This window comes from Amphritea sp. (assembly GCF_016744155.1).
GTDB lineage: Bacteria > Pseudomonadota > Gammaproteobacteria > Pseudomonadales > Balneatricaceae > Amphritea.
The window spans coordinates 1-12,964 of sequence record NZ_JADGEW010000043.1 but is presented as its reverse complement, the minus strand read 5'-3'; the positions used below and the strand labels follow the sequence as shown (position 1 = coordinate 12,964).

Below are 12,964 nucleotides of genomic sequence, written 5' to 3'. Positions count from 1 at the left end.
GGTTTGTTCCAGGGGGAGAGGCTGCTGTTGACCATAACAATGCCTTGTAGGTCATCCGGGTACTCCTGCATCCAGTGGTATGCGATGATCCCTCCCATGGATAAGCCTAGCAGGTAGACCGGCTGTTCAGGTCGATGACGACGATGCAGGTCGTCAATCAATTCTGAAACTGAAGTCGGCGTCAGGTGTTTATAACGTGTGCCATTACCCGGTAGATCGATACAGCTTACCCGGGTATCAGGCAGTAGTTTCTGCATTTTTTTTGCAAACTGACCCCAGTGTCGGCTTTCCCGACAGAGTCCCCGCAATAATATCCAGTGTTGTTCAGCCATCAACACTTCTCCCTATAAAGCACTGAGTTAAAGTGTAGTCGGAAATTGCGGGGAGTCAGTTTACTTTCTGCTGGGTGTGTCTCAATTATGACCGGACAGCGCGAGCTCCCCGCTGTTGAAATTTTTGCATCTCTTCAGGGGGGACAAAAAGGCCGCCAGTGGTCCAGATCAAATGGGTAGCGTTGCTCATACATTGTTCGAGGGTCTGCTGGCTTTGGTAGGTTTTTCCCTGTTCACTTTCTGTTAGCCAGCGAGGGCCAGCAAAACCGGCGGCTGCAGAAGGTTCGATCTGAATAGCTTCGGTCTGGAACAGTTGATACAACTGGCTGAACAGTTCATCATCGGCGACCGTAAACACGCCGCTGAGAATGTTCTGCATAACAGAGCAAACCCACTTAGATGCCATGCTGACGGCAAGACCATCCGCTTCTGTGTCGACTTTTAAACCTAGTGAATACACTGAGTCAGGTTCTGAATCGGCTGAGGATTGCATTCCCACCAATACACAAGGGGCCTGGACTGGCTCGGCAAAGAAGCAGTGTACATAGGGGCCGAAAATTTGCTTCAGGCCGAAATTGATGCCCCCAGGGGCACCGCCTACGCCACAGGGAATATAAACGAACAGTGGGTGTTTAGCGTCTACCTGAATCTGCTGTTCAATAAGCTGCTGTTGCAGACGTAGTGCCGCCACGGCATAACCGAGAAATAGTCGCGGCGAGTTTTCATCATCGACGAAGTAGCTTTTGGGATCGGCATCAGAGGCGGCTCTGCCAGCGGCAACCGCTGCACTGTAATCATCACTGTGCTCGACAACCGTTACCCCCCGATCACGCAGGCGCTTCTTTTTCCAGTCCTTCGCTTCCATGGACATATGTACAATCACTTTAAAGCCCAGCGCAGCGCCAATAACACCGATACTCAGGCCCAGGTTTCCGGTGCTGCTAACGGCTATTTCGTAATGGTTAAACAGGGCTTTTGCTGCAGGGGAGGTGAGTGTCAGGTAGTCGTCATCGGTGTTGCTAAGGAGGCTATGCTTAAGTGCTAAGTGCTCTGCGTGACAAAGGACTTCATGAATACCGCCCCGTGCTTTTATCGAGCCTGCTACAGGCAAGGCATGATCACCCTTGATCATCAGCCTGCCTGGCAGTGCGCTGAAGTATTGCTGTTTTAATGCATCCGCAGGCAGAAGTTCAGATTCGATTAGACCGTTGCTGTCCTGAAGTTCAGGAAATAGCTGTGATAGTAAGGGAGCAAAGCGGCGCAAACGCTGGTCGGCTTGGTGTATATCAGTGAGACTAAGTTCGCTTTGTTCTGATTGCGTGGCCTGATAAGCAGGGTTTAGCCACAGCAGAGGCTCACCTTTATTCAACGCCTGGCCTAGGGGGGTATCAATCATATTTTCATGCCTGTTGTGCTAAGTGCCAGTTAGTTGCGTGGCTGACTTGGATTGATCGGCAGGCTGAGAGACTCTTTAACCTCTTCCATGACTATATAGCTCTTGGAGTTTTTAACGCCAGGCAGTGTCAACAGCATTTCGCCTAATAGCGCCCGGTATTCAGACATATCTGCGATTCTTGCCTTGATCAGGAAGTCTGCATCACCTGAGACCAGATGGCATTCCAGCACATAAGGTAGTGCAGCAACGGCAAGGTTAAACTTTTGAAAGGCATCAGGTGATTGGTAAGAGAGGGAGATCTCAACAAACACTAGCATGCCATAACCCATCGCCTGTGGATCAATACGGGCATAGTAGCCTTGAATCAGGCCATCTTTCTCAAGTCGTTTCACTCGTTCCATACAGGGCGTGGTGCTAAGCCCGACGATATCTGCCAGGTCGACATAGCTGATGCGGCCATTTTCCTGAAGTGTCTTGAGAATATTCAGGTCGATCTTATCCAGCTTACGTTTATGTTTAGAATTCATAGTGTTACTTCGCTTGTTATTAGTATATAGGTAAAAATTTTTACTAATTTATATTTTTCAGGGTAATACTTTTTCAAATAGTTTAAATACAAAAGAATAAACTGTCAAAGATGCAATAGACTAGCTGAATAAATTGTTGGTCATAATTATAAAAACTGATAGGTATTTGTAATGCAGATTTTGATTTTGGGTAGTGGTGTTATCGGTGTAACCAGCGCCTGGTACTTGGCTAAGCAAGGCCATCAGGTAACGGTTATTGATCGCCAGAGCTCGCCGGGTATGGAGACCAGCTTTGCTAATGCCGGTCAGATCTCTCCCGGTTATTCCGCGCCCTGGGCTGCCCCTGGCGTGCCTCTGAAAGCTGTGAAGTGGATGATGCAGGATCTGGCACCATTGATGGTTAATCCCAAGGTAAATGCAAATACCCTGAAGTGGATGACTAAGATGCTGGCTAACTGCAATCAGTCTTCATACCACACTAACAAAGCACGCATGATGCGTCTGGCTGAGTATAGCCGTGATTGCTTCAAAGATCTTCGTTCTGAATTAGATATCGATTATGACTCACGCACCAACGGTACTCTGCAGGTGTTTCGTACTCAGAAGCAGGTTGATGCAGCGGCTAAAGATATTTCAGTGCTGGAAGAGTGCGGCGTTGACTATGAAATTCTGGATCAGGCTGGCTGCGTTGATCGTGAGCCTGCTCTGGCTCAGGTTAAAGATAAAGTTGTCGGTGGTTTGCGTCTGCCCGGTGATGAGACTGGCGATTGCTTTAAGTTTACCAATGCCCTGGCTGATGAATGTAAAAAGCTAGGTGTTGAGTTTAAGTTTGATACCGATATCGAGGGCTTGATCAGTGATGACACTGAAATAGTTGGGGTAAAAACTAAGCAGGGTATTTTAACGGCTGATCGTTATCTGATGTGTCTGGGCAGTTACTCAACGTTGTTACTGGCCAATGTGGGCGTCGTTGTGCCTGTATATCCGATTAAAGGCTATTCCCTGACGCTGCCTATTATTGATGAGAGTAAAGCGCCGGTATCTACGGTGATGGATGAAACCTATAAGGTTGCTGTTACACGTTTTGAAGACCGCATCCGGGTAGGTGGTACTGCTGAGATCACGTCATACGATATGTCGTTAATGGAAAAGCGCCGCAAGAATGTTGCGTTTACAGTTAACGATCTGTTTCCGGGCGGTGGTGATATTGAAAAGGCTGAGTTCTGGACTGGGTTACGTCCAATGACTCCCGATGGTACTCCAATTTTGGGTGGGTCTCGCTATCCAAATCTATATATGAATACCGGTCACGGCACTTTAGGTTGGACGATGTCTCTGGGGTCCGGCAAGTTTGTTGCAGATGTGATCACCGGTAACGCTACTGATATCGATCCAGAAGGGTTTTCCGTTACCCGTTACGGCCATAAGTAAGCCGTAACGGTTTTTGATGAGCACAGGGAGGAGGACCGGCCCGCCTGAAAATAGGTCGGTCCGGACCCTGTGCTCATTTTTTTTTACAGGATATAATCTGCAGCGGTTTACCGCTGGAGAAGGGCGATCTGGCGATTAACCATTCAGGTAGCTTAAGCATCCACTTAAGCGATTCGCGAAGCCCATTTTTTATACACATATTTGAATTTTATATTGGGGATTTAAGCATGCCAACTAAGACTATTATCGCAACTGAAAATGCACCATCAGCAATCGGTACCTATTCACAAGCTGTTAAAGTAGATAACACTGTTTATATGTCTGGTCAGATTCCTTTGGTACCGGCGACTATGGAGATGGTGACGGAGTCTTTTGAAGCTCAGGCAGTACAGGTTTTCGAAAATATGAAAGCGGTTGCAGAGGCGGCCGGTGGTTCAATGAATGACCTGGTTAAAGTTAATATTCTACTGACAGATCTGGTTAACTTCGGCACTGTAAATGACGTGATGACGCGTTATTTTGATGAGCCTTATCCTGCCCGCGCTGCATACGCAGTAAAAGCATTGCCAAAGGATGCTGATATCGAAGTTGAAGCAGTAATGGTTGTTAGCTAAAACAATTTAACGTTGCCTGAAGGTAGCGGTTAAAGAAAGTGTTCAAGATCAGGTTTACGGTAAGCGTTTGAAGGAAAGAGTCAAATGAGTCGAGCAGCAAAAATAACGGTTGATCTGGATGCCATTCGTCATAATTATCGTCTGGCTCGTTCCCTTAATCCCGCAGGGAATGCGGCGGCGATAATTAAAGCTGATGGCTATGGCCACGGTGCTGTTGTGATCGCAAAAGCATTAGAGTCTGAGGCCGATGCTTTTGGTGTTGCTTGCATTGAAGAAGGTATAGAGCTGATTGAAGCGGGTATTAATAAGCCTGTTTTACTGCTTGAAGGTTTCTTTGAAGCCAGCGAACTTGAGTACATCAGTGAACATGATATGTGGTGTGCTGTGCACAGTCTGGCGCAGATTGAGCAGATTGCTAACGCTACTCTGAGTAAGCCAATTACCATTTGGCTGAAAATGAACTCGGGGATGAATCGTCTCGGGGTGCATCCAGATGACTATCAGGCAGCTTATCAGCGCTTGAAGCAGCTGGATAATGTTTCTGATGTGGTATTGATGACTCACTTTGCCTGCGCTGATGAGCTAGAAAAAAGTGAAACAGAAGCGCAATTGGCTACCTTTAATCGGGCTACTGATGGCATTGATGCGCCGGCTAGTATGGCAAACTCTGCTGGTGTTCTGGCCTGGTCTGACTCTCGACGTGACTGGATGCGTCCTGGAATTATGCTCTATGGAGCAACACCGTTTCCTGAATCACAGGAGAATGCGGACCAGCTGATGTCAGCCATGACGCTTACTTCCGAAATTATCGCGGTACGCGATGTTCAACCCGGTGAGTCTGTTGGCTATGCGGGTAATTTCTGTGCCGATAAGCTGACTCGTGTTGCGACGGTAGCCTTGGGCTATGCGGATGGTTATCCGCGTCATGCTGTAACCGGAACACCTGTATGGGTGAATGGTCAACGCTCACGGATTATTGGCAGAGTATCTATGGATATGCTGGCGATTGATCTGACTGATCTGCCCGATGCTGATGTGGGTACTGAGGTAGAGTTTTGGGGTAAGAATTTGCCGGCGGCAGAAGTGGCACCTTACTGTGACACTATTCCTTATACTCTGTTTACAGGTATTACCCGTCGAGTGCATAAACGCTATATCAACCGCTGATCATAAACAGGCCGCTTTTGCTTTAAGGGAAAGCGGCTCTGATCTAAGCGATTGCATTTTTGTGTTATGTAAGTTGGACTAGAAAAGAGCCGCCGATTATCAAATCGATGGCTCTTTTTCGTTGTATTCCGCTCGTATAAATGTCATTAAAGGCTCAGATAGTAAGCCAATAAAGCTATATTAGAGAGTCATTCTTATCCTTTAGAATTTCCCGTTGTTATTCTTCCATTCGTTGCGCGGCAACACTGTTTCAGTTGTATCCCAGTGTTCAGTTATTTTGCCATCGGCAACACGAAACAGATCATAAAATGAAGTATGTACGCTTTCTTTTGTACCTTCGCTGACGCTCAGGATGAAGTTGCCTTCTGCCAGTACTCTGTGAACGCGGTCATAGGCTAGGCTGTAACCCTGTTCTGATTTAGAGTTTAGAGCGGAACACAGCGCTTCTGCACCATCAGCGATGTGTGGGCTATGCTGCGTTAATTGCCCGTTATCCAGATAGTCATCCAGCTTTTCAAGTTGGCGTTTAATCAGAATGTTTTCGACGAAAGATTGTACTTTTGCACGGTTAGTTTCGGTTAAATGCAGATCCGTTATTTCAGTATGGCCATCGACCATGCTACGTCCGGATAGGTTGGGGCCTTGCCTGCGCTGTATATTATCCCAATGTTCAACGGCTTGGCCTTCCTCAAAACGGAAGATTTCAAAGCCAATATTTGAGTTGACGAAGTCGTATTCAGTATGTCCAAAAATATAATCTCCGTCTTCGAAAATACGTACAATATTAACGCGAGGAGATGTTTTTGAAATCCGTTTAAATAGGGCTGCTAAGCCTTCACTACCTTCATGGGTACCAGGGTTGTGCTGAATGTACTTAGCCTCATTCACCACCGCTACAGACGCTGGGTCGCCGCTTTCTATGCCTTTAAGAAGTGCATGAATTTGATCTTTTTGTTTTGAGGTCACTGATTCAGGCTCCTGTTTTTACTGGTTCGTTTGTTGTGGTTCTGGGCGCCATGGGAAAGGCCCCATAAATTCATCAGCAAGTATTCTCCAGACATTCATTTCTAACCAATCACTGTAACCCACCCAGTTTTCGTATTCAGGTAGTTTTAGTTGTTTTGGAATCAGCATTGGATTGGTTCCCTGCTGAAGTTCTGCGAAAAAGGCCGCGCGTAAATCTTTGATATATTTCAGCTGTAAGGCAACGTGTTCTTTGTTTCCTCCAGCTAAAGGATTTGGCAGTTCGTTATGAGAAAAAACCGCTTTTTCAAAATCCAGTGCCAATATCTCACCTAAGCTACGTTCCCATTCACGTAGATTGAAGTCTGGTGCAACGGAAAATATTATACGATTCGGGGTTACGATATCCGCGATATAAGCAATGTTAAGCTGTGGAAGTATGAAAACGGTCATCCCTAGACCATGATTCATACCCAGATAATGAAGTTCAACCTTGACGCCACCTAGTTCCATATCTTTTCGGTTACCTTCCCAGGATGTTTGAGGTAATACGGTATCCCGACCTGGATTAGCTTCCATCCAGGCGATGGCTTCAGCATGTGCAATGGTATCTGCTCCTGCATCGAGTAAAACCTGTCCACCGCTTGCATGGTCCCAGTGATTGTGGCTTTGGAAAGCGTATTTGATTGGTTTGTCTGTTACTTTTTTTATGGCTGCCACCATCGCTTTTGCATGGCCCGAGTTCATGGTTTCAAACACCATGACGCCTTCGTCAGTCACGACGAACATAGAAATATATCCGCCATCCAGACTGAAGGAGTAAACATTCGCAGCGATTTCAAGCACGCTCTTATCCGCTTCATCACTGTCAGCATACGTAAGCGGAGTAGTCAGCAACAGGCACATGGAAAGCAAGATGCTGACTATAAAGTTTTGGTTACGCATAGATCACCTGAGATTGTTTTTCTAATTGAACAAATTACAGAATAGCTTATTGCGGTATATGGCTGGAATAGAGTATTTTGGAATCCCTACTTGTTATTTGTGCAATTAATGATGATCACGCCTGAGCAAGCTTTCATAAATGTCGTAGAAGCGGGTAGCTTCAAGAAAGCTGCTGAAAACCTTGATATAGAGCCTTCTTCTATTAGTCGGAAAGTGGCGGCACTGGAGGAGCGCCTGAATATCAAGCTGCTATTTCGCTCTACATCCAGAACCGAGCCCACCGAACAAGGTCGTACTTATTACGAAGGGCTTCGGCGTATCGTTGATGAGCAAATGCTTCTTGAAGAAGAGATGACCCGTGGAGCCACTACGATGAAAGGTAGGCTCCGCATTGGGTCTACTGTGGACTTGGGGGAAAAGTTCATCACTCCAGTGATCACTGAGATGCAAAAACAAGCGCCTGAGATATCTTTTGAGTTGTTACTTGGTAGTGAGTTTGTCAATTTAACTGAAATGCATCTGGATGTGGCCATCCGTATTGGCTCTATGCCTGATTCGAGTCTTATTGCGAAACATTTGGGTGATATCCCCCGGGTTCTGGTGGCTAGCCCCGACTATCTTAAGAGCTATGGCGTCCCCAATACTCCGGGTGATCTCGCTGATCACCACTTTGTGATGTATACACCCGCCCAAGCGAAGAGTGATATTGAGTTTGCTGATGGTGCTCGATTTCCAATGGCGGCTATCAACTGTAAAGTTTGTGTTAATAGTCTGCGCGCCATCCGTTCACTTGTCAGAGAAGATGCTGGCATTCATTGGGGGCCACTGTGGTTATACCAGGATGATTTGGATAGGGGCATATTGTGCGAGGTCTTGCCATCGTTTCCGGTTAAGCACTTTTCGGTCTATGCGGTGTATCCGAGACGGGCATTTTTACCGCAAAAAACACAGCTGTTTATTCAACAGTTATCAGAGAAAATACAAGAAACTTGCTGAGCTCTTTAATACTCAACATCCTAATAAGGTTTATATTTTCGTTGAGGGTTAATAGGTTTCTGAAAATATATTGACGTTATTATCTAACGCTATCTTTCTTCAGAATATTTTATTTAATATTGATAGCGACAAAGACGTGCTTGCTTGGCTATGCGTTAAGGCAGGGGTAATCTTCGTTGAGAGATGATATACAAGAGCATGATTAGGAAAGGAGATGATGATGTTTGCGGTGATTTTTCGGGCAGAGATTGCACAGCTGGATGAAGAGTACAGTGTTATGGCAGCCAGGATGCGGGACCTGGCGATGCAGGAATATGGTTGCCGGGAGTTTACTGCCGTCACTGAGGGCAACAGTGAGATTGCGATCTCGTACTGGGATAGCCAAGACCAGATCCGCGCTTGGAAAGAAAATGCAGAGCATCTGGTCGCTCAAAGAAAAGGTCGTGCCCAGTGGTACGTCTCATATAAAGTTCAGATAGTGGAAGTAGTGCGAGAGTATAGCGCTGGATAATGATTTTGATTGTTAAGTACAGGGAGATAGGTGGGATGGCTTTTTCACAGGTTTTTGTCAGGTTTTTAACGCTGCTTATTTTCGCGCTTATTACCACAACAACAAACGCGGGCAGTAGTGTCTGGAAGATCAGCTCGGCTGATAAAACGCTTTATCTTGGCGGCACCGTTCATATGTTACGCAAGAGTGACTATCCACTGCCACAGCAGTATGAACGTGCTTACGCTGAGGCGGATAAATTAGTCTTTGAAACCGATCTGGCGCAGTTACAAGCTAGCGATGTGCAACAACGGATGCAGCGGGCCGTAAGGTATGCCGATAAAGGTGGATTGCAGCAACGGATTTCACCGGCCCTTTATCAGCGTATCGGTAAAGTATGGCAACAGTATGGCCTGCCCGGAGAGCTACTCAATGGTCTGCGTCCATCGGGCGTTATCCTTACCCTGACGATGCTGAATCTGAAACAGATCGGTGTTGATGCTCAGGGTATTGATGACTTTTTCCATACTCAGGCTGTCCGTGATGGTAAACCTGTTGCTGGCCTGGAAACTGTCGATCAGCAGATCAGTTTTCTAGGCGCTATGGGCGAGGGTGATGAAGAACGTTTCATAGCGATGTCGCTGGATGAACTGGAGGAATCTGCAGGATTTCTTGATGAGCTGATTAGTGCCTGGCGTCGAGGCAGTCTGGTCGACCTGGATCGCCTGATGGTGGCGGATATGCGCCGTGATTTTCCTGAACAATACAATATTCTGCTGGCTGACCGGAATCAAGCCTGGCTACCTCAGATCGAGGTAATGTTAGAAGATCGCCCGGTTGAGTTTGTCTTGGTAGGCAGTGGCCACCTGGCTGGAGAGGATGGCCTGTTGCGACAGTTAAAACAGCGTGGCTACCGGATTGAATTACTGAATTGATAAGCGTAAGCGATCGGTCAGCTGGCTAGTTGTAGCCGCTGGCTGTCTCCCAGTAGTTCTAATAGCTGTAGTTTACCTTTCGGATCTTTACGGGTGACTACTTGTCCGGCTTTAGGGAAATGGGTATCGCGTAATCGTGACAGCCAGAAGCGCAATGCGGCTACCTGTAGCATCGTGCTGAAGCTTTTCTGCTCATCACTATTCAAAGGACGGACGCTTTGATAACTGTCTAGTATCAGCAGTGCTTTATTGAAGTCATACTGTGCGGCTGATTCATCGTAGCACCAGGCGTTCAGTGTGACACAGAGATCATAAAGATAGGGCGCTGAACAGGCGTGGTAGAAATCGATCAAACCACAGAGTAGATCACCTTCAAACAGAGCGTTGTCTGGAAACAAGTCTGCGTGAACCGGCCCGCTTGGAAGGGTTCCCCAGGGAATGTTTCCGGCATCCAATAGATTATGCTGCAGGGTCTGCTTTTCGCTTTCAGACAGCTGGGGCATTAACTTAGCACCGAGCTCAGTGCACCACTGATGAATATGTACGTACTTGTCACTGTTAAGTTGTTCTGAGATTTGGTGCATCCGCGCCAGTGTTAGTCCGATTACACTGGCCTGTTGATCAGAGGGGGCCTTCAATGGGCTGCCTGCCAGACGTGACATCAGCACGGCGGGACGATCGTTAAGTTGCCCGTATAGATCGTTATTTTCCATATGTATCGGTTTGGCGCAGGCAACACCCTGTTGAGACAGCTGTTCTATATAATCAAGAATAAAGGGCAGCTGGCTGATATCAACGGACTCAACCAGTGTCAGAACGTATTCACCATCACTGGTAGTAACGAAATAGTTAGTGTTTTCCACCCCGGCTTCGATGCCTTGAAAACCGATCAGCTCACCTACGGCGTAGTGCTGCAGATACTTTTCTAATTGTGCTTTGGTTACCGGGGTGTAAACAGACATCGGTCCGCTCCTATTTTCAGATGGCGGTCGTGGACACGCCTATTTCTCAGTGATTATCGTTTATGCAAGCGCTTCATCAGAAACTTGATCTGGCCCTTTAGCTTGCAGGTCAGCATGGTAAGAGGAGCGAACCATCGGGCCGCTAGCAACATTTTTAAAACCAAGTTGGTAGCCGATCTGTTCGTACTCTTTAAACTCTTCTGGAGTGACGTAACGTTCCACCGCCAGATGGTGTTTGGATGGCTGAAGGTACTGTCCGATAGTAATCATATCTACATCGTTGGCCCGCAGATCTTTCATTACCTTGGTAACTTCTTCTAGTGTTTCACCTAGCCCCACCATAATGCCGGACTTTGTATCTACCTGAGGATGCAGTTGTTTGAACCGGTATAACAGGTTTAGTGACCAGTGATAATCAGCCCCTGGGCGCACTTTGCTGTACAGGGAAGGCACTGTTTCAAGGTTATGATTTAGAACGTCCGGTAGCTGTGCAGACAGTTTTTCTAATGCAACGTCCATACGGCCGCGAAAGTCAGGTACCAGAATCTCAACCTTTAGGTCTTTATTCAGTGCCCGGGCTTCTTTAACGCATTCGGCAAAATGTGCCGCACCGCCATCCTTAAGGTCATCGCGATCGACTGAGGTAATGACGACATAACGCAAACCTAGCTGAGCGATATTGCGGGCAACATTTTTCGGTTCGTCAGGGTCAAGGGTCATCGGGCGGCCGTGTGCAACATCGCAGAAAGGGCAGCGACGGGTGCAGATTGCGCCCATGATCATCAGGGTAGCTGTTTTGTGGCTAAAACATTCAGCCAGATTAGGGCAGGAGGCTTCTTCACATACCGTATGCAGTTTCAGATCGCGTAGCTGTTTCTTGACCTTTTTGACGTTGGCATTGGAGCGTGGATCGATACGGATCCATTCCGGTTTGCGTAATCGTTCCCGGGTCGGGTCCGGTTTTTCCCGCAGACGGGACATTTTCGATTCACCTTTCAGCTCTTTTAATGGGATCATCTCCATCAGGGCCACCTCCAGATCAGTTTAAGTCAGTAAAAAGAAAGAGCCGGTTATCTCTTGAAGAGTCTTTAACCGGCTCATTAGCACTACGGATACAGGATCGGGCTAGCCAGATCCTGAGTATTAATTCCTGAGGAATTAACCCCGGTAGTAGCGTTGCTCGATGAACGGTGCTTTAGATACAACCATCGGCATCTGTTTACCGCGAACAACAGCATATACTTCGGTTTCGAGTACAGCATACTCAGTTGCGACATATCCCATCGCAACTGGGACACCTAGCGTCGGGCCAAAGCTGCCGCTGGTTACTTCGCCGATTTTCACGCCATCCGCATTGACCAGTTCAGCGCCTTCTCGAATCGGAGCTTTACCTTGAGCAATCAGGCCGACACGCTTACGGGTATAGTTCTTGTTTGCGATCTGATCAAAGATTTTTTCAGCACCTGGGAAACCACCGGCACGCTCGCCATCGGCGCGACGGTTCTTGCTGATAGCCCAGATCAGGCTGCCTTCGATCGGCGTAGTGGTTGGATCGAGATCATGTCCGTACAGGCATAAGCCAGATTCCAGGCGCAGTGAGTCACGCGCGCCAAGGCCAATAAATTGAATTTCAGGCTGCTCGATGAACAAGCGACATAGGCGCTCGGTTTCAGCAGAAGGCATTGAGATTTCATAGCCATCTTCGCCGGTGTAGCCCGAGCGGCTGACGAAACATTCAACGCCGTCGATGTTGATGTGACGGGAATCCATGAATACCAGGTCATTAACTTCAGGGCAGATGCGGGATAGTGCAAGTGCAGCTTCAGGGCCTTGAAGGGCAACCAGTGCGCGGTCATCCATCACTTCAAGCTCAACGCCTTCACCCAGGTTGGCACGCATGTGCGCGATGTCCTGTTCTTTACAGGCAGCGTTTACAACAACGTATAGATGGTCACCATAGTTAGTGACCATCAGGTCATCCATGATGCCACCGTTCTCGTTAGTGAATAATGCATAACGTTGCTTGCCTGCTGGCAACCCGATAATGTCGACTGGAACCAGCTTTTCTAGTTCTGCTGCAGCGTTAGCGCCCGTTAGTTTAACCTGGCCCATGTGAGATACATCAAACAGACCGGCATGATCACGGGTATGAAGGTGCTCTTTTTTAACGCCCAGAGGGTACTGAACAGGCATTTCAAAGCCTGCA

At 47.4% G+C, this 12,964-nt stretch carries 14 protein-coding genes; 6 read left to right on the top strand and 8 right to left on the bottom strand.

Annotated features, from left to right (window positions below; translation table 11 throughout):
• The 3 genes from QZZ54_RS18975 to QZZ54_RS18965 all read right to left on the bottom strand — a co-directional run.
• A partial coding sequence (locus tag QZZ54_RS18975; RefSeq protein WP_290705761.1) for an alpha/beta fold hydrolase occupies window positions 1–332 on the bottom strand: 332 nt, incomplete at its 3' end.
• A gap of 85 nt (window positions 333–417) precedes the next feature.
• Window positions 418–1,728, bottom strand: coding sequence for a D-serine ammonia-lyase (locus tag QZZ54_RS18970; protein ID WP_290705759.1), 1,311 nt, complete (start codon window positions 1,726–1,728; stop codon window positions 418–420).
• 29 nt (window positions 1,729–1,757) lie between these two features.
• Window positions 1,758–2,255 (bottom strand): Lrp/AsnC ligand binding domain-containing protein, encoded by a 498-nt coding sequence (locus QZZ54_RS18965; RefSeq protein ID WP_290705757.1) that lies wholly within the window; start codon window positions 2,253–2,255, stop codon window positions 1,758–1,760.
• A gap of 171 nt (window positions 2,256–2,426) precedes the next feature.
• On the opposite strand from QZZ54_RS18965, the gene QZZ54_RS18960 reads away from it, so the two are divergent.
• From QZZ54_RS18960 to alr, 3 genes are all read left to right on the top strand, one after another.
• Complete coding sequence (locus QZZ54_RS18960) at window positions 2,427–3,686, top strand: D-amino acid dehydrogenase (RefSeq protein ID WP_290705755.1); 1,260 nt, start codon at window positions 2,427–2,429, stop codon at window positions 3,684–3,686.
• Between the two features lie 227 nt (window positions 3,687–3,913).
• Window positions 3,914–4,300, top strand: a complete 387-nt coding sequence (locus QZZ54_RS18955) for a RidA family protein (protein WP_290705753.1) — start codon at window positions 3,914–3,916, stop codon at window positions 4,298–4,300.
• A gap of 84 nt (window positions 4,301–4,384) precedes the next feature.
• Entirely contained in the window at window positions 4,385–5,467 is a 1,083-nt protein-coding gene (gene alr / locus QZZ54_RS18950; protein WP_290705751.1) for an alanine racemase, read from the top strand.
• A gap of 201 nt (window positions 5,468–5,668) precedes the next feature.
• Here the strand turns inward: alr and QZZ54_RS18945 are convergent, their stop codons facing one another.
• Together QZZ54_RS18945 and QZZ54_RS18940 are read right to left on the bottom strand one after the other, a co-directional pair.
• Complete coding sequence (locus tag QZZ54_RS18945; RefSeq protein WP_290705749.1) at window positions 5,669–6,433, bottom strand: hypothetical protein; 765 nt, start codon at window positions 6,431–6,433, stop codon at window positions 5,669–5,671.
• A gap of 18 nt (window positions 6,434–6,451) precedes the next feature.
• Window positions 6,452–7,375: an MBL fold metallo-hydrolase gene (locus QZZ54_RS18940; RefSeq protein ID WP_290705747.1), complete on the bottom strand. Its 924-nt coding sequence runs from the start codon at window positions 7,373–7,375 to the stop codon at window positions 6,452–6,454.
• Between the two features lie 108 nt (window positions 7,376–7,483).
• Between QZZ54_RS18940 and QZZ54_RS18935 the strand changes: the two genes are divergently transcribed.
• From QZZ54_RS18935 to QZZ54_RS18925, 3 genes are all read left to right on the top strand, one after another.
• Complete coding sequence (locus tag QZZ54_RS18935; protein ID WP_290705745.1) at window positions 7,484–8,371, top strand: LysR family transcriptional regulator; 888 nt, start codon at window positions 7,484–7,486, stop codon at window positions 8,369–8,371.
• A 214-nt stretch (window positions 8,372–8,585) separates the two neighbouring features.
• The gene (locus QZZ54_RS18930) at window positions 8,586–8,882 is read left to right on the top strand and encodes an antibiotic biosynthesis monooxygenase (RefSeq protein ID WP_290705743.1); all 297 of its coding nucleotides are present in this window, start codon (window positions 8,586–8,588) and stop codon (window positions 8,880–8,882) included.
• A gap of 35 nt (window positions 8,883–8,917) precedes the next feature.
• On the top strand, window positions 8,918–9,796 hold the full coding sequence (locus tag QZZ54_RS18925) for a TraB/GumN family protein (RefSeq protein WP_290705741.1): 879 nt from the start codon (window positions 8,918–8,920) through the stop codon (window positions 9,794–9,796).
• 17 nt (window positions 9,797–9,813) lie between these two features.
• Here QZZ54_RS18925 and QZZ54_RS18920 read toward each other — a convergent pair whose 3' ends face one another.
• The 3 genes from QZZ54_RS18920 to gcvT form a co-directional block, all read right to left on the bottom strand.
• On the bottom strand, window positions 9,814–10,758 hold the full coding sequence (locus QZZ54_RS18920; protein WP_290705739.1) for a homoserine kinase: 945 nt from the start codon (window positions 10,756–10,758) through the stop codon (window positions 9,814–9,816).
• Between the two features lie 60 nt (window positions 10,759–10,818).
• Complete coding sequence (gene lipA / locus QZZ54_RS18915; protein WP_290705737.1) at window positions 10,819–11,781, bottom strand: lipoyl synthase; 963 nt, start codon at window positions 11,779–11,781, stop codon at window positions 10,819–10,821.
• A 135-nt stretch (window positions 11,782–11,916) separates the two neighbouring features.
• On the bottom strand, window positions 11,917–12,964 hold a 1,048-nt coding region (gene gcvT, locus QZZ54_RS18910; protein WP_290705735.1), incomplete at its 5' end, for a glycine cleavage system aminomethyltransferase GcvT.

What these genes read in the sequence shown, in the direction of transcription:
- QZZ54_RS18970 (WP_290705759.1), bottom strand. Translation starts at nt 1,728, where the DNA reads ATGATTGATACCCCCCTAGGCCAGGCGTTGAATAAAGGTGAGCCTCTG.
- QZZ54_RS18965 (WP_290705757.1), bottom strand. Translation starts at nt 2,255, where the DNA reads ATGAATTCTAAACATAAACGTAAGCTGGATAAGATCGACCTGAATATT.
- QZZ54_RS18960 (WP_290705755.1), top strand. Translation starts at nt 2,427, where the DNA reads ATGCAGATTTTGATTTTGGGTAGTGGTGTTATCGGTGTAACCAGCGCC.
- QZZ54_RS18955 (WP_290705753.1), top strand. Translation starts at nt 3,914, where the DNA reads ATGCCAACTAAGACTATTATCGCAACTGAAAATGCACCATCAGCAATC.
- alr (WP_290705751.1), top strand. Translation starts at nt 4,385, where the DNA reads ATGAGTCGAGCAGCAAAAATAACGGTTGATCTGGATGCCATTCGTCAT.
- QZZ54_RS18940 (WP_290705747.1), bottom strand. Translation starts at nt 7,375, where the DNA reads ATGCGTAACCAAAACTTTATAGTCAGCATCTTGCTTTCCATGTGCCTG.
- QZZ54_RS18935 (WP_290705745.1), top strand. Translation starts at nt 7,484, where the DNA reads ATGATGATCACGCCTGAGCAAGCTTTCATAAATGTCGTAGAAGCGGGT.
- QZZ54_RS18930 (WP_290705743.1), top strand. Translation starts at nt 8,586, where the DNA reads ATGATGATGTTTGCGGTGATTTTTCGGGCAGAGATTGCACAGCTGGAT.
- QZZ54_RS18925 (WP_290705741.1), top strand. Translation starts at nt 8,918, where the DNA reads ATGGCTTTTTCACAGGTTTTTGTCAGGTTTTTAACGCTGCTTATTTTC.
- QZZ54_RS18920 (WP_290705739.1), bottom strand. Translation starts at nt 10,758, where the DNA reads ATGTCTGTTTACACCCCGGTAACCAAAGCACAATTAGAAAAGTATCTG.
- lipA (WP_290705737.1), bottom strand. Translation starts at nt 11,781, where the DNA reads ATGGAGATGATCCCATTAAAAGAGCTGAAAGGTGAATCGAAAATGTCC.